Below are 22802 nucleotides of genomic sequence, written 5' to 3' on the forward strand. Positions count from 1 at the left end.
ACAGAACTCGGCAGCACGATTCGCGCAGTAGAGGAACTGTCGCGCAGATTCGTGGAGGTCGTCGCGCCGCTCGTCGGGAACGACGAGTTTGACCGGCGCAGTTCGACGCACCTCCATATTTCAGATTCTCATCTGATGGTTTTTATAACCTTGGGAGTCGGGTAGCTACAGTCGTGCGGTTTCGTCGTCGGTTGTCGGTTTCCTCTCCGACCTACTCGCTCGCTACACTCGCTCCTTGAGGTCGGAGGCTCCACCTCGTATTATGCTGAAACGCTTATAGCCTTGACCACACAGTTACAAACATGACCTATGATACCGTCGTTTTCGACAACGACGGTGTTCTCGTCGGTCGAACGCGTTTCGATGTCCTTCGGGAGGCGACTGAAGAGACCTTCGCGCAGTTCGGTGTGACTGATCCGAACCCCGACCACGTCGAGGATATGACTATTGGAGCAACGCCCAGCGGGGTCGCGACCGTCAGTGACATCTACGACTTCGAACCGGACCGATTCTGGCGCACGCGTGATCGAACACTGTCCGTGGCACAGCAGGAAGAAGCGCGCGCAGGCCGGAAAACGCCGTATGAGGATCTCGCCTCGCTAGCAGACCTCGACATCCCAAAGGGGATTGTGAGCTCGAACCAGCAGGAGACGGTCGATTTCCTTCTGGATCACTTCGAGCTGTCGGGTCTGTTCGACACCGCGTATGGTCGTGAGGCGACCATCGAAAGCCTCACCCTGCGAAAGCCGAACCCCCACTATCTGGAGCGTGCGTTGGCCGACCTCGATGCGGAGTCCGCACTGTACGTCGGCGACAACGAGTCCGATATCAAGGCAGCCGAGAACGCCGGGATCGACTCGGCATTCATCCGTCGCCCGCACCGCAGCGACTGGGATCTCAATGTGTGGCCCACCTGGGATATCGACTCCCTCGACGACCTCCACGAGATCTGTAGCACGTGAACTACCCCGGCCTACTCGCCAATTACTGAGGCACTGTTCGTTGAGCCGGTTTTCACCGTCTCCCAGGCAGCGGAACTGATCGAGATGTCGTATCCGGCGGCAAACAAGGCCGTGACTCGACTTGAAGAAGACGGATTCGTAGAAAAACGGACTGGTCAAGAGCGCTAGCGCGAATTCCAAGCGACTGAATTCTTGATGGACTCAACCGGAAACGATCAGAGATTCCGTCGCCAGGTGAACTCATCGTCGAGTCACCTACGCCCGCCGGGAACGGCGGGGCTTGTGGGTGAACTCTCGTTCTATCCCGATGATGCCGCGAAAACCCGACATACAGATCGGCGTCGGCGACTCACGGGAACACGATGAGCAACAGCGGGACGAGCAATAGCGAGAGGAGCACGCTGATGAAGTAGCCTCTATTGTCGATAATCCGGTTTTGAACCCTGTCGATGAGCCTGCTGTACGGCGCGTAGAAGACCAACACGACGACGGAAATGACGGTCCCCCCAGTCACTACCACTAGAACGGTAAGCACGCCGACGTCCATGTTCAGCGCGATCGCAACGATAAGCGTATCGAACAGCGTCCCGATGTTCGCTCCCAGCACGAAGGGCATGATCTCGTTTCGTTTGATATGCCCTCGGTTGTAGAGCGGGACGATCACGCCAAGCGAAAACGCGACGCTCGTCGTGGCCGCTGTGACGATGAGCCCAAGTCCGAAGGACACCCACTTGTCCTGCAACCTCGAGACATAGCGCCGACGCAGCCGCTCTTTATCGATGCCATCGAGTATGTGATCAAATAACTGCAGGCTCACGAGGATACAGCCAATCGCCAAGAGAAACGCGATTCCAGCCCCGACAGAGTCGATTATTCCGTCTGCAGCGACCGAGATCACGTCCGGGAGCGAGACCTCAAGATCGGGAAGCATCTGACTATGACCCTCTCCTGTCCGGATAACCGGCATCGCGACGTATCCCAGCGCCATCGCAGGCAGGTAGATTGAATGGGTGAGCAGGAAGGTGAGCAATCCGAGGCTTGTCGATTCGCGGAGCGATTCGATCTCCTCGTTCAGGTAATCGAACGCCCCGATGAAGACGACGACGGCCGCGCCGCCGAGCCGAGAGCCGACGATCATCAGGAACAGTTGCGACGGGAGAATGAGCCCCGAGTTGAACAGGGACAGCGAGAGGGCGGCGACGATCGACCCGTTGGCTAAGACGTACGAGGCGATCCAGCTGAGTCCGAGTGCTGATCTATCGTCGACGATCACTCGATCGAGAACTCTTTTGAGTGACGGTGTCAGTGCATCCGTTGCAGCTCCCAACAACCGTATCGCGAAGAGAAATAGCACGACTGTCACAACTACCTGCGCCGCGATCACTACTGACGAATCGTCAAGCAGCCATCTGTGACTGCTGATATTCTTTCACCGGCCCACAATATGAGGTAAGACAGGTAAAATATTGTCCAGATTTTGATGACAAATAGGATGCCGAAAAAGACGGTGGCCACCATAATTGCCTTGTTATGCCTATCAAGACAGTACAGCGGCACCACTCCAGGCACTCTTGGCGACCACACAAAAGTACATCCGCATATCTGAGACCGTCACCGCCCACACGCCTCGATAGGTCCCCGACCGCTAAAGTCTGGAACGGTGAAGCCGAAGCGCGGATTTACCGCCTACCCTGATGGGTTCGAAGCCGAGTTCACGGACAAGCCCCACCCTCAAAGCGCCGAAGGCGCTTAGGGTGGGGTAGTTGACATCGGTCACCCCCTACAGTTCGAGGACGGCACGGAACCGCGCTTCGTTCGTTATCATCCGCTCGTACGCCGTCTCGACCTCCTCAAGCGAGTACGTCTCGATTTCGGGGGTGATGTCCCGGAGCGAACTGAACTCCAGCGTGTCCTGGGAGTCGCGGGCGTCACCTGAGCCCCAGCCCTCAACAGCGCCGGCTGTGCCGATGAGATGCTGGGCGTTCACCGACACGTCTTCGCCGGGAACACCGACGACGATCACGGACCCATCGATACCGATCCCCTCGACGACTGACGCGATAGCGTCACTCGATGGTGCTGTCGTGAGAATGCCGTCCGCGCCGCCGAGTGCCTGCAGCCGTTCGGCCGGCTCCGTGTCGGCTGCGTTCACGAAGTGGTCGGCACCCAGCTCCATCGCGAGGGCTTCCTTCTCGGGACTACGCGAGATAGCGACCGTCTCGAAGCCAGCCGCGTGCGCGTACTGGAGACCAAGGTGACCGAGGCCACCGACGCCCTGGATGGCGACGAGGTCTCCCGGCTGCAGGTCGGCGTTCCGGAGAGCGTTGTACGTAGTGACACCTGCACAGAGCAGTGGGGCTGCATCAGTCGCACTCAGGTCGTCAGGTATCGCAGCGAGTGCCTCTGCGGGCACGGTCGTGTACTCGGCGTACCCGCCATCGAACGTGAGCCCCGTGATCTCGGCGTTCTCACAGTTGAGGAAGTGGCCACGTCGACACGGCTCACAACTGAAGCAGTGGCCGCCGTGCCAGCCAGCACCGACATACTCCCCTTCCGACCATCTATCGACGTCCTCACCGACTGCGTCCACGTGTCCCGCGACCTCGTGGCCGGGGATTCGGGGATGACTAACGCCCGGATACCCACCTTCCTTGACAAAGACGTCGCTGTGGCAGATCCCACAGGCCTCGACCGCCACCCGAACCTCATCGGGAGCTGGCTCGGGTACTGCTCTTTCGACGACTTCGAACTCGGCACCGGGTTCGGGGACGACCACTGCGCGCATCGTTTCGGACATACCTCTACAGTCCGGCTACTCGTGAAAAAAGCTGCCGTGTATCAGATAATGCCCTTATCGGTCACAGGTAGCGTACGCTGATGGGCGAGCACCGATTTAGCAAGCTTACAGTCATAAGTACTGCCATATTTATAAAATATTAAAATATTGAAGGCCAGCAATCAGCAAGATTGCAACAATCAGCACGAGTTTCATCACCCAAGGTGGAACATCTTTCCGGATTCTGAACGCCCAGTCCATGGTTAGGAATAAGATGCCCGGTTATTATATCCCCCAGCCGAGTTTCTGGGTTGGAAACACAAGTCGATCACACTGAACGCTGCCACGAGCGATCGGTGGGAGCGAAGTGGCTCCGGTTCAAACCTCCCTCCCGCGATTTCACACGAGTTGGATCGTGTTCCCATTCGAGGTCACGTGGAGATCGCGACCGAGGTCGTATCCGTTGTTCCCAGCCAGATCGACGTATCCCGAGAACCCGGCCATGTCCTGGTGGGCCGGGATGACGTGTTGCGGCTGGAGTGCGTCTAGCATCTGGTAGTGACCTTCCTGGCGGAGGTGCCCCGAGACGTGGACGTCGTCGTAAATGCGTGCGCCCTGCATCCCGAGCAGTTTCTCTGACTGGTAGCGTTGCCCCTCGTTGGTCGGTTCGGGAATGACTCGTGCCGAGAAGATCACCTTGTCACCGTTGGTCAGTTCGTACGGCGTTTCGCCCCGCCCCATCCGGGTGAGCATCGCCCGTGGTTCTCCCTGGTGGCCGGTAACGACTGGCAGGAATTTCTCCTTCCCTTCCTTCATGATCCGCTTGAAGGCTCGGTCGACGGACTTGCGGTGGCCGTACATCCCGAGATCGTCCGGGAAGTCGACGTCCAGTCCGTCGAGGCGGTCGGCAGTGCCGGAGTACTGCTCCATCGACCGTCCCAGTAGGATTGGTTCACGACCGATATCCTGTGCGAACTCCACGATGCTCTTGACACGTGCGATGTGGCTGGAGAAGGTTGTGGCGACGATACCGCCGTCCCAGTCTTCGAGGCTGTGCATCACGTCTCGGAGCTGATGGCGGGCGACGGCCTCACTCGGGGTCCGCCCCTTCTTGTTCGCGTTCGTACAGTCCTCGATGTAACAAAGGACGCCGCCGTCCTCGCGTCCGATCTCCCGGAACCGCTTCATGTCGATGGGGTCGCCGATGACCGGCGTGTGATCCACACGCTTGTCCAGCCCGTAGACGACCGACCCCTCAGGGGTGTGGAAAACCGGATTGATCGCGTCGATGATCGAGTGGGTGACGTTGACGAACTCCAGTTCACAGCGCTCGCCGATCGACATTGATTCGCCCGCCTCCATCGAGATCAGGTCGTTGTTCACGACGTACTCGCTTTCGTCGTGGACCTCCTCGTCGACGAGTTCGCGGGTAAACGGTGTCGCGACGACGGGCGCGTCGTAGCGGTGGGCCAGCTTGGAGATGGCACCGATGTGATCCAGGTGGCCGTGGGTCGGCACGATAGCCTGAACCTCGCCGTCGAGTTCGGACATGACCCGATCGTCGGGTATTGCACCCATGTCGATGAGGTCCAGTGATCGCATCTCCTCGGTGCGGATGTTGTCGTGAATCAGGACCTTCGAGAGGTTCAGACCCATGTCGAAGACGACGATGTCGTCGCCCGCTCGTACTGCCGTCATCTGCCGACCGACTTCCTCATAACCGCCGATTGTCGCAATTTCGATTTCCATAGTTGGGATCCGATCAGAGCAGTCCCAGAACTCGAAAAGAGTGCGCCTGATGTAGGAGGAGAGGGGTTGAACCGATGAAACCAGTTGAGATGGGTTCCTGCTGAGAGGAACCCGTCCGTCTGTCACTCCCTCCCCGGGGACGACGCGTGTTTCGGTTACGCTATCTCGGGCCCCACGACGTAAATAGCCGGTGATCGTCTCACCGGAAACACGTTCCGGTATCGGGTCACCTGATCGATCGAGACCTCCATCCATCGATGGATTTCATACGAATTTTATATCGTCGGTGGGTCCGTCCTGACAGGTGCCGGTATCATGAGTTCCGGGGGCAGTTTACTCCCCCTCGTCGTGACCATCTTAGGGTTGGGTGTCACAGCCCAAGTCTTAGCCGATCGGCTAGAAATCCCGAGCGTCCTCTTTCTCATCCTTGCTGGCATCGCCGTCGGACCGGAGGGACTCGACATCGTGCGTCTCGAATCGTTCGGCGGCCCCGGTCCACTTTCGGGGATCGTCGGCCTCTCGGTCGCGATTATCGTCTTCGAGGGTGCCTTCCACCTGAAGCTCTCGAAACTGCGACAGACACCACGAGAGGCGTTCCGACTGGTGACGATCGGGGCCGGTATTACACTGCTGGGAACGGCAATTGCCGTTCGGTTCGCGCTTGACGCATCGTGGACGCTCTCCTTCCTCGTCGGGGCGCTCCTCGTCGCGACGGGACCAACTGTGGTCACGCCGATCCTCAATGTCGTTCCCGTCCGCGATCGAGTTGGGGCCGCACTCGAAACGGAAGGGATCGTCAACGACGTAATGGCTGCGATCCTGGCTGTTGCCGTCTTCGAGGTACTCACATCGGATGGGACAGGTTACGGGCTTGTCGTCGAGTCGTTCCTGACCCGTCTCGGAATCGGTCTCTTCGTCGGTAGCGTGTCGGCAGGTCTGCTGTGGTACCTCCTCAAACACGTCGACCTCTCGCCGTCGAACGCAGTCCGAAACTCCAGATTGATCGTTCTCGTTGGCGCGATTGCGACATACGGAATCGCGGACGCTCTCGCCACGGAAGCGGGGATCGCTGCCGTCGCGACAGCCGGCATCCTCCTCGGAAACGCCGATCTACCATACGAGGAGGAGATCGAGGCGTTCAAGGGCGATCTCACGTTGATCGTCCTCTCGTTCGTCTTCATTTCGCTCGCGACACTGCTGTCGTTCGACGACCTGCTGTCGCTGGGAGTGGGTGGGCTCCTCGTGGTGATCGTCGTCGTGTTGGTTGTACGGCCGGTTGCCGTGTTGCTCTGTACCTATGGCGACCGGTTCTCGTTCCGCGAGCGGTTATTCATGAGCGCTGTCGGCCCCCGGGGGATCATTCCTGCAAGCGTAGCGACATTGTTCGCGCTGGAGCTCCGCAGTTCCAATCCTGAGGCGGCGACCATTCTAGTGGGGACCGTCTTTCTGGTCATTCTGACAACCGTCGTGTTCGAGGGTGGATTCGCCCGACACATCGCCGAAGCACTCAACGTCTTACCCATGCGTGTCATCATAGTTGGCGGCGGTCGCGTCGGTCGCGGCCTCGCCGAACGGCTGGAGAATCGCGGCGAAAACGTCATTATCGTCGATAACGACCAGGAAAAGGTCGAACAGGCCCGGAATGGAGGGTTCGCTGCGCATTTCGGTGATGGAACCGACACGGACGTTCTCAGATCGGCCGGCGTCAGCAATGCGAAGATCGTCGCGGCGGCGACCGGTGACGACGATGCAAACCTGCTGGTCGCCCAACTCACCAAATCGAAATTCGACGTCGAAACCGTACTGGCCAGGGTGAATACACCCGGCAACGCCGAAGCGTTCGAAGAACTCGGCGTCCGAGCCATCTCGGCCGACGACTCCATCGCACAGTCGATGGATAACGCCATCGAACGGCCGGCACTCTCGGAGTGGATGTCCGAACTCGGCCGGACCGGTGACGTACAGGAGATCGAAGTGACCGCTGAGAGTCTCGTTGGCATGTCTATCAGCGACCTTGACGGCGAACTCCCGGACGGCGTCCTCGTTGCGCTGGTCAGCCGAGACGGCGAGTCACAGATTCCGAGCCCAGTGTGGGAACTCCAGCACGGTGACCACCTCACGTTCGTCGGGCGACACGAAGCCGTCCATCGAGCGCTCGAACAGTGCCATCCGGACCTCCACGCCGATCACGCCTGAGGAACCGCTACCGCGCTACCAGCGCAGAAGTTCTCGTGGGCCGTACCGCAGGGCGACGATTCCAACGAACGTCAGGACTCCCGTGAGAGCCGTCACACCGCCGACGACGAACACCCAGTGTATTCCCGCAGTGTCCATGAGATAGCCGCCCACGAGCGGTGCGAAGAGCGCACCCGGTCGCCAGACCAACCCGCGGACGCCGAAACTGCTCGCGATACCGTTCCCTTTCCCCTCATCGGCGAACAGCGCCATACTCGCTGGTTCCCGGACAGCGTCGGCGACGCCCAGCAGTCCGTTCAGTCCGACCGCGACAAAGAACACGCCCGGGACCGTTCCGAGAATCGGAACGGACACCGAAAATCCCAGTCGTGTCCCGAGTGCCGGTGCCAGCGGGAACGCCAGCGCGATCAGGCCGTACACACCGTCACCGAGTGTGATGAACAGGCCGCGGCCGAAACGGTCGGACAGTCGACCTGTGTACGGCTGACAGAGCATGTTGGTGAACTTCTCCGCGGCGACGGCGACACCGACGGCGGCCGCAGACAGTGCCAGTCCACCGCGTGCGACCGACACGCCAACGAAAATCGGCACCCAGTTGCGAACGAGCGTCACGGAGACGGCGTACTGGGCCCGGAAACTCGTGATTGTCAGGATGCGCTCGTTGAGGGCGAGATCGAAAAACGCGAACCCTGCGATCTGCGTCTCGTCGGCCTCGACGAACAGCCACACGCCAAGCGTCGCGAGAACGAACAGCGCGACCAGTGCCGCGAAGATCGGGTCGAACCCGAACGCGTCGTAGAGCGCTCCGGCACCGAGCGTCCCCACGACGCCGGCGGCCATGCGCCAGGCATTGTACTTCCCGATCTGGTTGGCTCGGTCGTCCGGCGCGGCGATGTCGCCGACCAGCGCCAGGCTGATCATCCCGGTCCCAACGACGCTCAGCCCCTGGAGCGTCCGGGCGACGATGAATCCGGCCGGCGTCTCGACGACGGTAAAAGAGGCGTACGCGAGGACGCTCAACAGGAGCGACACGAGCAGTATCGCACGCTTGCTGTACCGGTCGGCGGCCCACCCGAGGGGCACGATCGCGATCGCCCGCCCGAGGCTGAGCGCCGTGACGAACAGTCCGACGACGACGCCGGTCGCGCCGAGCTGTTCGATGTACGTCGGAAGCAGGGTCAACAGCGTTATGAACCCGAGACTGCCAACGAACCGAGTCAGATAGAGCGGGTAGAACTGCCGGCGACTCGACATACTGCGTGGCAGTCATAGCAGATAGGTAAGCCGCTCGGCTCGAAGCGTCAGTGTGGGGTACTACCACTCATTGATACTGACCGTATCACTGTGACGACCGTCACTCACCCGTGAGCTGCCCGAATGTTCGGGTAAGTCACTGAATATTCACCTGAGTCGGAAGGTTTGGGGATCCTTCAGTGCGGACATCCGGCTGGTGAGTTTTTGATACAGGGTCGAAGAGAATTGGTCGGTCGCTGTCACGTTCCAGAGACGCAGAGACACTTCTTTGAGTGTGAGCGTATCATCCGGACGAAGTCCTCCTGCACGTACTGGTTGGCGCTGATATTGCGTTTTGTTCCCGACGGATGCAAACGAGCGGTACTCACTCTCCAGTCGTTTCAGTGGGATTTTCGATCGTTACGAGTGGGTGAGCACTCGCCATGTCGTGTTTCAGTGTTACCACCGACGCCGAATCAGATTCCGATTCCGGAACCGTGATTTCCGTTTGTTTCGTCCCGTCTTCGAGCGCCTTGCATTCGATTGCCACTGCTTCTGGATGGTCGAACTGGCTCACGATCGTATCGACCGCTTCTTGGAGTTGCTCCGGCGAAATGTCTGCGTAAGACGAATCAGATCCCATGCGGAACTACTCAACAAAGATGGGGGAGTGTTTTGTGGTCGCCGCAACTCTACCGCCTGCTGGACCGCCAGAACGCTCGATTTTCCGGTTGTATAGCAGCCAGTGCCGGCTATGACGATTGAGTTACCCCTCTGAGACCCAGTTTCTATTAATAGATTGGCTGTCTTATCTATTTCTCCAACATTGACAGGTTTCAGTGGCCGTGCTGAATACAGGGCGCATATTCATCAAGCCGTGGGGCTACTGCTCAGCTTGAAAAATAGTCTGAGAAACCGCCCGTATCCCACCGACCATTCCCACCAGTGCCAGCGTGGCACTGATCTGTAACAGCGGGAAATCGAATCCAGCAAGCTGGAGGTAGAGGATTACCACTGCCGACGGGATGATAGGGCCGAAGATTGCAATTGACAGTTTCTGGCCTACTTTGTCACGTGCATCGGCCGCGTTCATCGTCGCTAAAAATCCCCCGACAGTAGTGAGGAGGAATCCACCGAACGCGACGAAGACACCGACTAAACCCAGGATGTTCCCGATCGGTGGGACCGGAAACGCCAGAAAGACAGCCAGAAACCCGAAGGTGATTAGAGCGGCTCCGAGTTTTAAATTCTGTCTCATCGAACCATTTCTGGCTTTTATTTTTAAATCCCTAAGAGGTTTCGAGTGACAACCGAGGAATGCTTGTATTGGCCAATTGGTGACCTCTGTAGCTTGACTAGATCACCATACCAGACCCACACACCGTGAGCAATTGATTCAGTCTGGTTCGGGCAGATGATCGAAGTTCGAGCGCTGACTACAGCCTCTAAGTCTTGCACGCTACTTGTGTCATCTGTTAGCCATTCCTCTCATAGACTTCCAATAGTGATCTTATAGCGGTCCATTCGCGTGTTGTCGAACCCCCACTCATTCACAGAGACATTCGTGGCTCTGCGAGGAGCGACCAACAACGAAGGCGTGGACCTCCTGTGCAAGCGCAGACATTGCTTCAGCACGCTCGGCAGCGGCGAGGCCGTCCTGATAGTACGTCTTCGCACGATGGTCGCGCCACAGGTCTGCAAGGTCGTCCGCCATCGACTCCGAAAAGATACCAGCTGCAGCTGCCTCGCGATACACCCCTGGATGCGTTCCCGGCAGGTCATTTGGCTCCATCGTCCCGCGTTCGAGGAGCCGAAACTCGACCGTTCGCTCTATCGCGACAAATGATGCCTCGATGACGAGCGTGTAATAACCCTGCTCGTGAAGCGCATCCGCACCGGCGAGTAACCGACACGCTTTCCGGAGCTGGAGAATTGCGGTGTCCGACACGTCGAGTCCGGTCTCGATATCAGTCGGACGGCGGTCGAACGCGGCTTGAGCGTCATCGAGGAGTTGTTCGATTCGGGTGCTACTCATCGGCGAACACCGCCTTACGAATCGACTGGAGGCGCTCGTCGCCGACGATCGTGATTCCCTCGTCGAATATCTCTCGAAGCTTCGACCCCGCTCGGGTCGCACTGTCGCCAGTCTCGACGTACGGCTCGAACGCGAACCGGTCACCGTCGAATCGCTGCTCACTCAGGTCGCTCACCACGTCGGTCACGAGTCGACGGGCACTCGTCCGGTCACCCTCGACGACGACGAACAGGTCGATGTCGCTCTGTCTGTCTGCTTCGCCACGGGCCACGCTGCCGAAGACGACGAGGCCGACGAGTTCATTGACCTCCTCACTTTCCTCGATCTTTCCACGGACCCGCTCGACGAACGTCCGTATCGGTTCGTGAAATTCGGCCTGTTCGATCGCGAGTATCGGGTCGTCCTTCTGGAGTCGCTCGGGATCGATGGAGACGTAGTTGCGCTGTGGTGTCTCACGCACGCGAACGACCCCGAGACTGTCGAGCAGGTCGACGGCCCGCCAGACCGTCGAGCGAGCGGCCCCCGTCGCATCGACCAGTTCAGGGATCGTGAACTCCGTCTCGTGGGCATCGACGAGGAGACGGAGTATCTCGTCGGCCACACTGATGCGGAACACCTCTGTCTCGCCACCAGTGATGACATCGATGGAGACCGATGGCTGCTGTTTCATTTCCTCGGACACTGTCTGAATATACGAAACGAGGTATAAAAAGAGTTGTGTGGAGCGGGGCTGGTGGCGGAACGGATTGCTTTTCAGCCACGAACAGGAACGTGCAAATGGTGGCAGTGACGAACAGTTACCCCCTCTGAGCCCCAGTTTCTATTAATATTTTGTTGGTCTTGGCGAATTCTCAAACAGTTACTGGTACCAGTGGCCATACTGCATACAGAGCGTATCTCGGCCACATCCGGGATTCAGGTAGACCGGTTAATCATCATCGGCAGTGTATGCACCGTCGCGACGTTTGATTCGTGCGACGACGAGACGCTGGTCGCCCCGTTTGAACGTTACTGAGACACGAAACTCTCCGATTCGTATCTTCTTATCCAATGAACGAACAGGGTCTGGCGAGAGTTCGGTGAGTCGGACGACCATCGTCGACCAGCAGGTCCGGTTACACATCGATAGAGGGGTGTGTACGACTAGGGGATTCCAGCGAAACACATCGATAGAGGTGTGTGGCTACTGTCTCAGCGATCAGAGCTGTCGAACTAGACGCACCAAGAGACACTGCGACGCGTCAAAACACAGGGAAAGCAAGAGGCGGTGTAATATCGTTGTTTGAGCGGCTCACTAGCCAGATTACATTTCGATAGAGGTGTGTCTCGGACAGCCGACGTTGGGCCACGGTTCGGTTGATCTGCAACTGGTCTGGCTTGTCAGGAGAGGGTACTGAAAGCAGTGAGAGACGATCTCAGATACACATCGATAGAGGGGTGTCCGTAGGCAAGGCGACGTCCTCACGTTTCGTTGTGGATCTGGGCGCGAACCACCGACTGGACTTCCTCCGCGGAGACCATCTCGATTCGTGAATCCTCACGGAGCGTATCGAGGATCGTATCCGGTCGCTCAGCGAACTGGAACTCCAGGAACATCCCGGAACTCGGCCCGTGACTCCGGCGTTCGAAATCGACCAGCGAGTACGTGGTCAGCTCTTTCATCTTGTTGACGTAGGTCTCCTGGTGATACTGGTCGGCACCGATCGCGTCGGTCAGGTACTGGTAGACGCGATAGCCGGTCGTGCTCCGAGCGGTGCCATCCGAGGTTTCGTCGGCCACCGTCGCAGTCGCATACAGACAGAGCTTCTTTTGCGTGCTGATCCCGCGGACGACTTCGAGAACGCGGTTCTTCTCAACTTTCGCCTGCGCGTCGCGCACGTGTTCCTCACGGACGGAGGGATCGCCTTCTCGTTCGGCCAGTTCGCCAGCAACACGGATAAGATCGATCGCTTTCCTGGCGTCACCGTGCGTCTGGGCGGCGAACGCGGCCGCGAGCGGAATGACGTCGTCGCTGAGCACGCCATCGTAAAACGCGTCGTGGCGTCGACGGAGAATCGCCTTCAACTGGTTCGCGTCGTAGTCGTCGAAGTGGACGTCTTCCGGTGTGAACGAACTGAGAGCGCGGCTCCCCACGGACTCCATCATCTTCGTATCGTTCGAGATGGCCACGACCGAGATATGTGCCGTCAGATCGTCGAGCGCCCCGGAGCGTGACAGCTGATAGAGGAGCCGCGAGAAGGCAGGCTCCTGTTTGTCTCGGCGGCCGACGAGCATGTCGAGTTCGTCTAACACGAAGACGACGGAGTCGAAGTGCTCGTTGACGATCCGGTAGAGTTCGTCCCACTTCTCTTTGGTCGCGACGCCGTGTTTCGGGACCTGAACCTCGACGCCGGCCTCGTCGGCGGCCTGTTGCGCGAGTTCGTAAATCGCGATCCCGAGCGTGTCGAGATCCTGGCAGTTGACCTCGATCGTTCCGAACCGAATATCGCGTTGCTGACAGATCTGCGTGATGTTCTTACAGACGGCTTTCGTGATGAGGGATTTGCCCGTCCCGGAGGGGCCATACAGGAAGAGGTTCGGCGGCCGGTTGTCGCCGAGCGCGACGCGAAGCATCTTCGTGACTTCCTGGAGTTGTTTGTCACGACCGACGATCCGGTCCTCTTCGACGACGTAGTTCGGGTCGAGGAGCGACCGGTCACGGATCAGGCCGTCCTGTTCGTCGAATTCGAGCAGCATCTCCTCGATCGATCCCGACTCGTCGTCATCCGGTTGGTCCGTCAGCGACTCCGAGGAAGCCGACGTCGGACTCGCTTCGTCGGGAAGTGTAGACTGTGTATCCTGAGCGTCGGAATCGTGAGAATCCAGGGGAGGGTCAGCCTCCGCCACTCCCTCGGTATCCGAGGACTCCGAACTGTCCCTGGACGCCTCGGAGTCGTCAGTATCCATATCGGGCACCAGACAGCGAGGAATAAAAAGTGTTCCCCCACCTCTATCGAAGTGTGATTGGAACAGTGATTGCCTATCTCGTCCGTTAAGATGTATTTCAGAGGAGCATCACCGCCGAACCGGGGACTAGTGACGATGTGTTCCGACCCGCAGCACATGAAATTTGGCGGGGTACACAGACACCCCTCTATCGATGTGTTCGAGCAGGGGGAGAGGGAGGGGGAGGGGGGAGTGATCGTCCCGATGGGATACCGGTGGAGAACGCTTGTACCTAGAAAACAGCGGTGTAACGTAGTGTAGCTTCGATTGAGGAAAAGAAGTGAAAGTCGCTCCTTCCTCTTTCTTCTTCTAGCTTTCTAGAACAAACACTCACACACACCTCTATCGATGTGTTCGATGTGTTCTGAACACCTCTCGACCGATTTCTCCTCGACTGCTGGCTTTCCTCTCATTCCGTGGTTAGCTCCATCCCCTAAATCGGCTAAATACGGCTGTATTCACTCCTCTATTGCAGATGGCTCTCCTCGGTGAGAACGCGAGCCCTTTGAGACGGTTGCATTTCCCCACTACACCGATACGCTGGGAACACATCGATAGAGGGGTGTCTGTGTGTCCAGCTGACGGGCATGGTTGACCGTCCGCTGAATTGCTCGTTCCTTTCGTCCCGAGTGTGGACCGATTCGACCGATCAACCCACATCGATACCGTTCGCTGCTTGGGTGCAAAACACATCGATAGAGGTGTGTCTAGGCGGCCGTCAACGATCCACATGTGTCGTGTCGAGGGTGCTGTCCATCGGATTCGTCGCGCGTGTCCTCGTCCCCTAGCGCGTTCGATTACGCCCTTCTTCGGGGAACGTGTTCCTGCTCGGAATCATGGACGTCTCGCAGTACGCCTCGCCGGCCGAGTAGTCGACGCCTGGCTGGATGAACGGATACGGCCCGTCTGCGGGCGTGTTCTGGGCTCGGCCGCCATCGTCGGCGCTCTCGATCAGCCCCATCACCTCGTAGTCGACCGGCGAGTGTTCCTCGAGATACTCGACGATGACATCGACTGGTATCGTCCGGTCGTCGACCTCGACGTCCTGGAACGGGAACCCGCAGTTGCCAAGGTCGCGTTCGGGATCACCAGGCCGGCGGAACGTCGCCACCGAGTACGTCTCCTCCGGGTCGACCGTCTCGCCGTCGATCTGCATCTCGACGAGGCGACGGTCGCGCTTCGCGGTCGGATCGACGGTCACCTCGACGTTCGAGGAGAAGTTCCGGACGCGGCCGTCCTCCTGGTCGTAGGGGTACGGCGTGAAGTTGTCCTCGAGGAACTCCTCCATGTGGTTCGTGAGTTGCTGTCCGTACGCCACACCGCGGGCGACGGGCGTCGTCATCGGGAAGAACGTGTACAGTTCGCCGAGCGTGATGTCGCCCGGTGGCACGGCAGTCCCATACCGGAACCCGTGCGAGACGGCGAGGTCCGTGTCGAAATGCGCCCGCAGTGCGTCGTTGAACAGCGTGTTCCACGCGCTTTCGAGGAACGACTGCCGGTAGAGTGGTTTTTTCGTCTGGCCGACGACCGTATCCAGCGGACGGTCGAGCGTGCCTGCCCCTCGCTCGAATTCCGTGTCGTCCTCGAAGAAGGGCGCCCGTACGGCTTCGACTGTCTTCGCCGCATCGGCGTCCGGTTCCGGCGTGTGCTCGCCCTCCTCGGTCAGACAGTAGAGGTAGTGACGGAACTGTATCTCCCCGTCTCGAACTCGGAGGTCCACGCGGCCGAGCGCCTCGCCCATGCCGGACTCGACGACCACGGTTTCGGTCTCCTCGACGACGATCGGGTCGTAGGTGTACTCGTGGGTGTGCGCGCTGAACATTACGTCCACGCTCACACAGTCCTTGGCGGCTTGGACCATCCACGGGAGGCCGATCTCGGTGACCGCGACCACGACGTCCGCGCCGTCCTCGCGGGCAGCCTGTGCGGACTCCTCGAGGAGTGCGGGGTGTTTGCCGAAGCGGTACTTCCCCTCGGAGAACGCGGGCGCCATGCGGTCGACGTAGACGTTCGTCATCCCGACGACGCCCACGGAAAGTCCACCGACGTCGAGGATCCGGTACGCGTCGTACAACCGCTCGTCGGTCTCCCAATCGTAGAGGTTGTTCGCGAGAATCGGGGCGTCGAGTGAGTCCATCAGTTCCACGAAGTTGCCGTCCTCGGCGGCTTCGTTCGAGTAGTCCCAGTTGCCGGGGACGTAGATGTCGGGCGCGACGTGTTCGTTGATCGGGTCGAGCATCGCTCGTCCGTCGGTGTAGGTGGTCTCGGCGGAGCCGTGGAACGTGTCCCCGCTCATGAGCGTACAGATGTTCTCCTGCTCGCGGAGCTCGTCGAGTTTAGCTGCGAGCAGGGGGATCCCGCCGCCGCGCTCGATGACGTGGTCGTCGTCTCCGAAGTTGAAGTCCGGCTTCGACGTCGGGTTGTCGTAGTAGACCTGATCGCGCGGCGTTAGCTGCCCGTGGAGGTCGCTGACGTGTCCGAAGACTACGTCGGGATCGCCCGTGGCGTCGCTGGTCGGCTCACCATCGAGGGACGTCCACTTACCGAGTGCCGTGTGCTCGTTCATCGTGATAGCACATGGTTACACGTTCCATCCGGTCGTGGCTTGTGCCTACTATGCGAAACACTGCAACAATCCATCTGCTGACGCCGTCTTCTAGAAGACCGCCCTCCAGTCCGAGACCCACACTCCCGAGTTGGACACACGAACTCGAGCCCGACCCGACAGCGTTCACGAACCGTGGCCGGGGATGTCTCTCGTCGGCCGTCGACTGCAATTACGCTTAGGTACAACGGCGTGATAGTTGCTACCGAGATGCACCCCCTGACTCGTTCATGGAGCCGGTATCGATGACGAGCGACTGGGTAACGACGGGGTTGTCTGCGGTCGTCATCCTCGTCGCGGCCGCCGTTCACGGTATTGCTGGGTTCGGCTTCGCGCAGGTGTCGATGGGAGTGATGCCGCTGTTTCGGTCACCCTCGAGCGCGTCGATTATCTTCACGGCAACGGCGGTGGTGGCCAACGCCCGCGTCTGGTGGAGCGTCCGCAACGCCTTCGACTGGGAGAAGTGGATCGTCCCCGTCGGTGGTCTCGTCGTCGGGATGCCCCTCGGCATCTTCGTGTTCGATCGGTTCAACGCGGCACAGATGCGCGTCGCCATCGGGGCGGTGCTCGTGCTGGCTGTCATAGTCGTCGGTGCGACCCAGCAACTCGATGTCGTCACGGACTGGATCGAGGAAAAGGACTACAGGCCGGGGAAGATCGTCGGCGCGACGGCTGGGCTTCTCGCTGGGATTCTCGGCGGCGCCGTCGCTGTTCCTGGCCCGCCAATGATCGTCTACGGGGCCTTCATGTCGGCGAGCGGGTTCTGGAGCGACGAGGAGATGAAGGCCACGTTCACCGCCTTCTTCGGGACGCTCATGCTGTATCGGCTGGGGAGTCTTACCTACACGGGAGCCGTGACGACGCCACTGATGATCGAGGCTGCCGTCGCCGTTCCGATGGTGTTCGTCGGTGCCTGGGTTGGCGTGTACATCTTCGACCACATCCCGGAGCGCATCTTCCAGTGGCTTGTGCTGGCGCTACTGGCCGTGAACGCGTTTGTCCTCCTGTTCACGGCAGTCCCGGAACTATAAGAGTACTACAAAAGCCTCGGGCCACCGCGCCCGAGGTTGTTCACTTGTTCTCTGTTCGGGCGTTGGTCAGGTGCTCATCATGTTCCGACAGCTCTCGGCGCATTCCTGGAGGACCTCGGCACAGACCTGGCAGTGATCAGCATCGTGACGCTCACATTCTTCGGCACACTCCTCACAGGCACCGGCGCAGGCTTCGGCCAATTGCGTGCTGTAGTTGGAGTTGCGAGCCATGAATCGGGAGTGTAGCGACGCGATGTCTGCAACGTCGCGACAGAGCCGAGCACACTCTTCCATCTCCTCGTCGCCGAGACACTCGTCGGCACACCACTCACAGACCTCCGTGGCTTCGTTGCAGATCTCGATGCACTCGCGCTCTTCGTCGGTCAGCTGATCGATCTTGGAGACTGTTTCGGCAAGGGACATTGCGCGTCACTGTACGAGCCCCTTCTAGTTCAGCAGCCTGCTTGCCCATGCGGGGCCATTCGCAACGGTGGTGTTAGGAGAACGGTTCCCCCCGGTATCGTACTCTCGGTTGAGCCGTCGGACGCAGTCGACAGCCGTGTCGACGGACGTTCACGAACAGGCAGTATCCGTCGAGCGGCCCCGGCCCCGTACAGTTCACCGGGCCCCTTCCTCCAGGATTTCCTTGAGGCGGCTCTTGCCGAGTTCCTCGATGAGAACCGACAGGTCGAGGATCTTCTCCTCGCCGAGTTCCTTGACGAGCGCCTCGATCTCCTCGGCCGTGAACGTACGAGCGAGACTCGCCATCGTTTCGACGACGTCACCTGTTCGCTCCGCAGCGTCCCGAGCCGGCGACATCGTCAGGGGTCGATTGACGAACTCACCGTCCTTGTAATAACAGAACCGCAACCGGTTCTCGTCGGCCTCTTCCGGCGTGACGATCTGGACGACGCCATGTCCGTCCTCCCATTCGTCGACCGTTTGTTCGAGCAGTGTTCGATATCGCATGTTCACAACGTCTATCGCTTATGTACGTAACTGTTTTGGGTTGTGAAAGACTTATAAAACACCATACTCGACGGAGAATGACGACCGTATTCTTTTTTGTGTTGTCGATAGACTGTCCGGTATGTTCACAAAGTACCAGCATTCTTCCGGCAAACACTGCGGATCCGCCTCACTGCGGAACCTCGCTGGGTACTACGAGTTGGGACTCGACGAAGCGTCGTGTTTCGGTCTCGGAGCTGGCATCGGCTTCGAATACGGGGAGTCCGAAACGGCCTCGCGACTGATCATGGGACGAAACTCGAACCTGGAAACGACGTTTTTCGATACGCTTGGCATTTCGACCGTACAGGGGGAGGGCCAATCGAAGGAACCGGCCTGGGAGACACTCGAAACCCGGCTCGAATCGGGCCCCGTTCTCTGTTTCGTCGACCTCTTCTATCTCCCGTATTTCGGAAGCTCCACCCACTTCGGCCCTCACACGATCGTGGTTCTGGATGTCGATGGCGACTCGGTGACGATCTCGGACAGCGAGTTCGACGAGCCACAGACCGTCTCCCGGGACACGTTCGACGACGCCTGGAGCTCCGATCACGGGTTCTGGCCGATCGAGCGTCGGTGGCTGGCGATTGAAGATCCGACTCCGACGGTCGCGATCGATACCGCGACACTGGAAGCGATCGAACGGGGAACGGAGACGATGCTACACGGCGGCGACTCCGGGAGCAGCGGCGTAGCCACGATACGGACGTTCGCGGACGATCTCCCGACGTGGACGCGGTTCGACGACCTGCAGTGGACCGCACGCTTTGCCTATCAGAACATTGAGCGCCGGGGAACGGGCGGTGGTGCGTTCCGTCGACTCTACGCGACGTTCCTCGATACGCTCGGCACGGATGCAGGTCTCGCTCCCGAGTTCTCCGAGCGGATGGGTCGGATCGCCGACGATTGGACAGCTCTCGGTGGGGTTCTCGAAGAGATCAGTGAAACCGACGATGCAGCGAACCGACGGGATCGGCTTGACGAGGCAAGCGACCTCGCACACGATCTCGCGGATCGGGAGGATACGTTGTTCACCGATCTCGAACGGGCCATCTAACGACTCGCGAAGGGTACGTCGTCGTCTCGGAGCTCTCACAACCAGAATTTCACGACAGGGATTGAGACTCGTCTGAGAGAAGTCATCCAACAAGCTATAAATCGGACCTCACCGTACAGCGATATGCGGCAGCGAGAAGCGATACATCGTTAACCATGAGTGTCTCCGTTTGTCGGTGCCGCGAAGGCGGACTCACGCCAACTACTGGCCAGTGAGGGTTTGTCATCCCCGCCTTCAAGAATGTGAGTTGGCCCACTCGTCGTGCGGATTGTCCTCAGGGCCGTTCAAACGCGACGAATCGTTCGCCGTCAGCCGATCCGACGGTGAGCTGTACCGTCTGGCCGATCTGGACGTCGTCCGAGTCGACTCCCTGCAGTTGCCCAGTGAGAGTGATCGGTCCGAAATCCGCGATGGCCGTGACGTAGGGGCTGTCGTCGCGAAACCGCGGGGCGGGAACAGCGACGTTCGTGTAGGTCACGATCTCGCCGGTTTCCGGGAGTGACTCCTTGGATAGGGTTTGTTCCGTACACTCCGGACAGATCCGTTTGGGCGGAAGTGACCCGTGGTCGTTAGGGCAGGTGAGGTAGAAGGGATTCCCCGCCTCGATCGCGTCGAGGAACGATGCGAAGGTGCTATCGCTGGTATCGGTCATTCCACCACCTCCAGAACGTGAACGGTCGCGCTGGCTACGGTCCCGCCAGCGTTTTGAGCGAGTCCGACCGTCGGCGAATCCAGTGCGTCTGCACGAGGATGGGTGCCTGCAAGGAGCTTTGCAACGGCGGCGATTTGTGCAGTCCCTGTCGCGCCAACGGGATGCCCCTTGGCTTTCAGGCCACCGGAGAGATTGACGGGGAGTGGGCCGTCTCGCGTTGTCTCGCCGCGACGTGCGGCGCCGATCGCTTCGCCATCCTCGTAGAGGTCGAGTGCCTCTAGCGCGAGTACTTCGGCGATCGTGAAGCAGTCGTGTACCTCCGCAACGTCGATATCGTCGGGGACGACGGTTGCGTCGTCGTAGGCTTCCTGTGCGGCGTCTCGGGTTGCCGGTGTCTTGGCGAAGGAATCGCGGTCCTGCAGGGCCATCCGGTCGCCACCCTGCCCGCTACCGGTGATCGCAACGGGCGCATCGAGATCGTGGTGCTCGGCGTACGCGTCGCTCGTCAATATAACCGCACTGGCGCCGTCGCTGATGGGACAGGCGTCGTAGAGCCCGAGCGGGTCGGCGACTGTCGGTGCCTCGGTGACGTCGTCGACGCTGATCTCGGTCTGCAGGTGGGCGTGATCGTTGACGAGGGCGTTCTCGTGGTTTTTGACGGCAATGTGGGCGAGATCGGTCCTGTCGCCGCCGAACTGCTCGAAGTAGGCCCGTGCCATGAGCGCGTAGGCAGCCGGGAAGGTCACTCCCGGCCGGACTTCATAGAGGGCGTCGGCCGCGACGGCCAGGCTGGCGGTCGCCCCAGCGGTATCCATGTTCGTCATGCGCTCCATGCCCCCGGCGACGACCACATCAGCCTCGCCGTTCCGGACAACGCGGGCCGCCTCGCGTATCGCCAGCCCGCTCGACGCGCAGGCACCTTCGATTCGCTTTGCAGGTGCGGTCGACCCGAAGGCCTCGCTCATCAGTGGGCCCTGGTGGCCCTGGTTCTCGGACAGCGTCCCGACGAAGTTTCCGTAGAACACTTCGTCGACATCGTCCGGTGTGAGTCCCGCATCCTCAAGTGCAGCAAGTCCAGCCTCGGCGAAGAGGTCCCGGCCCGACCGGTCAGGGTGTTCCCCGAACGCCGTCATCCCAGTGCCAGCAATGCGTGATCGTGACATGTGTGTGTTGTACGGGTGAATCGACTGCTCAATCGTCGCCAAACTGTACCGTCTCGTCGACGACGAGGACCTCGCCCGCGTCGTCGTCGAGGAAGTTCTTGGTGTCGGCCTGGATACGCTGGCCGGCCTCACTCGCGAACACATCTGCGACGTTCGTATCCGCTTCGAGGTACAACTCCGCGATGCCGTCGTAGGTCGCTTTCTCCGGATCGGTGGGGACCGACGTCGCGTACTTCCTGACGCCGGGGAGCGACTCCGCCAGCGGCGCGTGTTCGTTCAGCCAGTAGTCGACGAACTCCTCGTGGCTCAGCCCGTCCTGGCGGACGAGTAGATTGACAAATTTCCGCATAGCTGCGGGTTGCTCGCCGACCGTTTTTGTTCTGTCGATCCGCGAGCCGTTTCGGCACACTTAGGTTCTTCGTGGGTGGAACGACTAGTGATGTCGCTTCAGATAGAGTCGATCGACCGCGTCGGGGTCGTCGGCGCGGGCACGATGGGTAGTGGTATCGCACAGGTCGCTGCGATGGCAGGCTACGATGTCGTAATGCGTGACATCGAACAGTCGTTCGTCGAGAGCGGCTTCGAGACCATCGAGGACAGCCTCGACAGCCTGGTCGACAGCGACGAGTTAACTGCCGACGAGGCGACGGCCACCCAGGACCGCATCACAGGGACGACCGACCTCGAAGAACTGGCCGACTGTGAACTCGTCGTCGAAGCCGCCGTCGAGGACATCGATGTCAAACAGGACATCTTCGCCGACCTCGATGCAGTCACCGACGACGACGCAGTGCTGGCGACGAACACGAGCACGCTGTCGATCACGACCATCGCGAGCGCGACCGAGCGCCCCGAGCAGGTGGTCGGGATTCACTTCATGAATCCGGTTCCGGTGATGAAAGGTGTCGAGATCGTCGTCGGTGAGAAGACCGACGAGGACGTGGTGACGCTGGCCCACGACTTCTCGGAAGAGCTCGGCAAAGAGACCTGGGAGTCCGACGACAAGCCCGGATTCGTCACCAACCGCGTGCTGATGCCCTGGATCAACGAGGGTATTCGCGCCTTCGACGAGGGCGTCGCTTCCAAGGAAGACCTGGACAAGGGCATGACCCTCGGGACGAACGTGCCGATGGGGCCGCTGACGCTGGCCGACCACATCGGCCTGGACGTCTGTCTCCACGCGACCGAAACGCTTCACGAGGAACTGGGCGACCGCTACAAGCCGGCGTACCTGCTCAAGCGGAAAGTCGAAGCCGGCGACCTCGGGAAGAAGACGGGCAAAGGCTTCTACGAGTACGACTGAGCGTCAACCGGTTTGGTGTAGCCGTTTCCCGCTCCAACCGCCTGATT

At 59.8% G+C, this 22802-nt stretch carries 19 protein-coding genes and 3 pseudogenes; 6 read left to right on the forward strand and 16 right to left on the reverse strand.

The features are described from left to right. Positions 1 to 117 (reverse strand): annotated as a pseudogene (locus E2481_RS19240) (RNA-guided endonuclease TnpB family protein); the annotation flags it as partial. Positions 118 to 302: 185 nt separating this feature from the next. Between E2481_RS19240 and E2481_RS16615 the strand changes: the two are divergent. Beyond that, entirely contained in the window at positions 303 to 962 is a 660-nt protein-coding gene (locus E2481_RS16615; RefSeq protein ID WP_136718290.1) for an HAD family hydrolase, read from the forward strand. 349 nt (positions 963 to 1311) lie between these two features. Here the strand turns inward: E2481_RS16615 and E2481_RS16625 are convergent, their stop codons facing one another. Then, positions 1312 to 2346: a sodium:phosphate symporter gene (locus E2481_RS16625; protein WP_250137857.1), complete on the reverse strand. Its 1035-nt coding sequence runs from the start codon at positions 2344 to 2346 to the stop codon at positions 1312 to 1314. Between the two features lie 261 nt (positions 2347 to 2607). Between E2481_RS16625 and E2481_RS19140 the strand changes: the two are divergent. Beyond that, positions 2608 to 2715, forward strand: a pseudogene (locus E2481_RS19140) (transposase); the annotation flags it as partial. Positions 2716 to 2742: 27 nt separating this feature from the next. Here E2481_RS19140 and E2481_RS16635 read toward each other — a convergent pair. Together E2481_RS16635 and E2481_RS16640 are read right to left on the reverse strand one after the other, a co-directional pair. Beyond that, positions 2743 to 3747, reverse strand: a complete 1005-nt coding sequence (locus E2481_RS16635) for an alcohol dehydrogenase (RefSeq protein ID WP_136718354.1) — start codon at positions 3745 to 3747, stop codon at positions 2743 to 2745. A 390-nt stretch (positions 3748 to 4137) separates the two neighbouring features. Further along, positions 4138 to 5487: a ribonuclease J gene (locus E2481_RS16640; RefSeq protein WP_136718292.1), complete on the reverse strand. Its 1350-nt coding sequence runs from the start codon at positions 5485 to 5487 to the stop codon at positions 4138 to 4140. Between the two features lie 315 nt (positions 5488 to 5802). Here E2481_RS16640 and E2481_RS16645 point away from each other — a divergent pair, with 315 nt between their 5' ends. Further along, positions 5803 to 7683 (forward strand): cation:proton antiporter domain-containing protein, encoded by a 1881-nt coding sequence (locus E2481_RS16645; RefSeq protein ID WP_136718293.1) that lies wholly within the window; start codon positions 5803 to 5805, stop codon positions 7681 to 7683. Positions 7684 to 7698: 15 nt separating this feature from the next. Here the strand turns inward: E2481_RS16645 and E2481_RS16650 are convergent, their stop codons facing one another. From E2481_RS16650 to E2481_RS16680, 7 genes and pseudogenes are all read right to left on the reverse strand, one after another. Next, the gene (locus E2481_RS16650) at positions 7699 to 8937 is read right to left on the reverse strand and encodes an MFS transporter (protein ID WP_136718294.1); all 1239 of its coding nucleotides are present in this window, start codon (positions 8935 to 8937) and stop codon (positions 7699 to 7701) included. Positions 8938 to 9799: 862 nt separating this feature from the next. Then, positions 9800 to 10174, reverse strand: coding sequence for a hypothetical protein (locus tag E2481_RS16655; RefSeq protein ID WP_136718295.1), 375 nt, complete (start codon positions 10172 to 10174; stop codon positions 9800 to 9802). A 288-nt stretch (positions 10175 to 10462) separates the two neighbouring features. Next, a complete protein-coding gene (locus E2481_RS16660) occupies positions 10463 to 10951 on the reverse strand; it encodes a hypothetical protein (protein WP_136718296.1) in 489 nt (162 codons plus the stop codon). Next, the gene (locus E2481_RS16665) at positions 10944 to 11633 is read right to left on the reverse strand and encodes a nucleotidyltransferase domain-containing protein (protein ID WP_250137859.1); all 690 of its coding nucleotides are present in this window, start codon (positions 11631 to 11633) and stop codon (positions 10944 to 10946) included. Before E2481_RS16665 ends, E2481_RS16660 begins: the two co-directional genes overlap by 8 nt. Before the next feature lie 246 nt (positions 11634 to 11879). Continuing rightward, a pseudogene (locus E2481_RS19145) lies at positions 11880 to 11996 on the reverse strand (type II toxin-antitoxin system RelE family toxin); the annotation flags it as partial. Between the two features lie 416 nt (positions 11997 to 12412). Further along, positions 12413 to 13897 (reverse strand): AAA family ATPase, encoded by a 1485-nt coding sequence (locus E2481_RS16675; RefSeq protein WP_370628419.1) that lies wholly within the window; start codon positions 13895 to 13897, stop codon positions 12413 to 12415. An 823-nt stretch (positions 13898 to 14720) separates the two neighbouring features. After that, entirely contained in the window at positions 14721 to 16502 is a 1782-nt protein-coding gene (locus E2481_RS16680) for a 5'-nucleotidase C-terminal domain-containing protein (protein ID WP_136718297.1), read from the reverse strand. Positions 16503 to 16786: 284 nt separating this feature from the next. Here E2481_RS16680 and E2481_RS16685 point away from each other — a divergent pair, with 284 nt between their 5' ends. Further along, complete coding sequence (locus E2481_RS16685; RefSeq protein ID WP_136718298.1) at positions 16787 to 17572, forward strand: sulfite exporter TauE/SafE family protein; 786 nt, start codon at positions 16787 to 16789, stop codon at positions 17570 to 17572. A gap of 66 nt (positions 17573 to 17638) precedes the next feature. Here E2481_RS16685 and E2481_RS16690 read toward each other — a convergent pair whose 3' ends face one another. Together E2481_RS16690 and E2481_RS16695 are read right to left on the reverse strand one after the other, a co-directional pair. Further along, complete coding sequence (locus E2481_RS16690) at positions 17639 to 17995, reverse strand: four-helix bundle copper-binding protein (protein ID WP_136718299.1); 357 nt, start codon at positions 17993 to 17995, stop codon at positions 17639 to 17641. A 195-nt stretch (positions 17996 to 18190) separates the two neighbouring features. Beyond that, positions 18191 to 18541, reverse strand: coding sequence for a hypothetical protein (locus tag E2481_RS16695; protein ID WP_136718300.1), 351 nt, complete (start codon positions 18539 to 18541; stop codon positions 18191 to 18193). 121 nt (positions 18542 to 18662) lie between these two features. Here E2481_RS16695 and E2481_RS16700 point away from each other — a divergent pair, with 121 nt between their 5' ends. Continuing rightward, on the forward strand, positions 18663 to 19637 hold the full coding sequence (locus E2481_RS16700) for a BtrH N-terminal domain-containing protein (RefSeq protein ID WP_136718301.1): 975 nt from the start codon (positions 18663 to 18665) through the stop codon (positions 19635 to 19637). 274 nt (positions 19638 to 19911) lie between these two features. On the opposite strand, the gene E2481_RS16705 is transcribed toward E2481_RS16700, so the two are convergent. Genes E2481_RS16705 through E2481_RS16715 form a run of 3 tightly spaced genes read right to left on the reverse strand, consistent with a single transcriptional unit; the run spans position 19912 to position 21801 of the window. Next, positions 19912 to 20289 (reverse strand): Zn-ribbon domain-containing OB-fold protein, encoded by a 378-nt coding sequence (locus tag E2481_RS16705; RefSeq protein WP_136718302.1) that lies wholly within the window; start codon positions 20287 to 20289, stop codon positions 19912 to 19914. Then, positions 20286 to 21452, reverse strand: a complete 1167-nt coding sequence (locus tag E2481_RS16710) for a thiolase C-terminal domain-containing protein (protein ID WP_136718303.1) — start codon at positions 21450 to 21452, stop codon at positions 20286 to 20288. The genes E2481_RS16705 and E2481_RS16710 overlap by 4 nt, the downstream gene beginning before the upstream one ends. Positions 21453 to 21480: 28 nt before the next feature. Further along, a complete protein-coding gene (locus E2481_RS16715; protein WP_136718304.1) occupies positions 21481 to 21801 on the reverse strand; it encodes an EthD family reductase in 321 nt (106 codons plus the stop codon). A gap of 90 nt (positions 21802 to 21891) precedes the next feature. Between E2481_RS16715 and E2481_RS16720 the strand changes: the two genes are divergently transcribed. Next, a complete protein-coding gene (locus tag E2481_RS16720; protein WP_136718305.1) occupies positions 21892 to 22755 on the forward strand; it encodes a 3-hydroxyacyl-CoA dehydrogenase family protein in 864 nt (287 codons plus the stop codon). Positions 22756 to 22802: the final 47 nt, after the last annotated feature.

It is taken from the genome of Halorientalis salina (genome assembly GCF_005049285.1).
Classification (GTDB): Archaea; Halobacteriota; Halobacteria; order Halobacteriales; family Haloarculaceae; genus Halorientalis; species Halorientalis salina.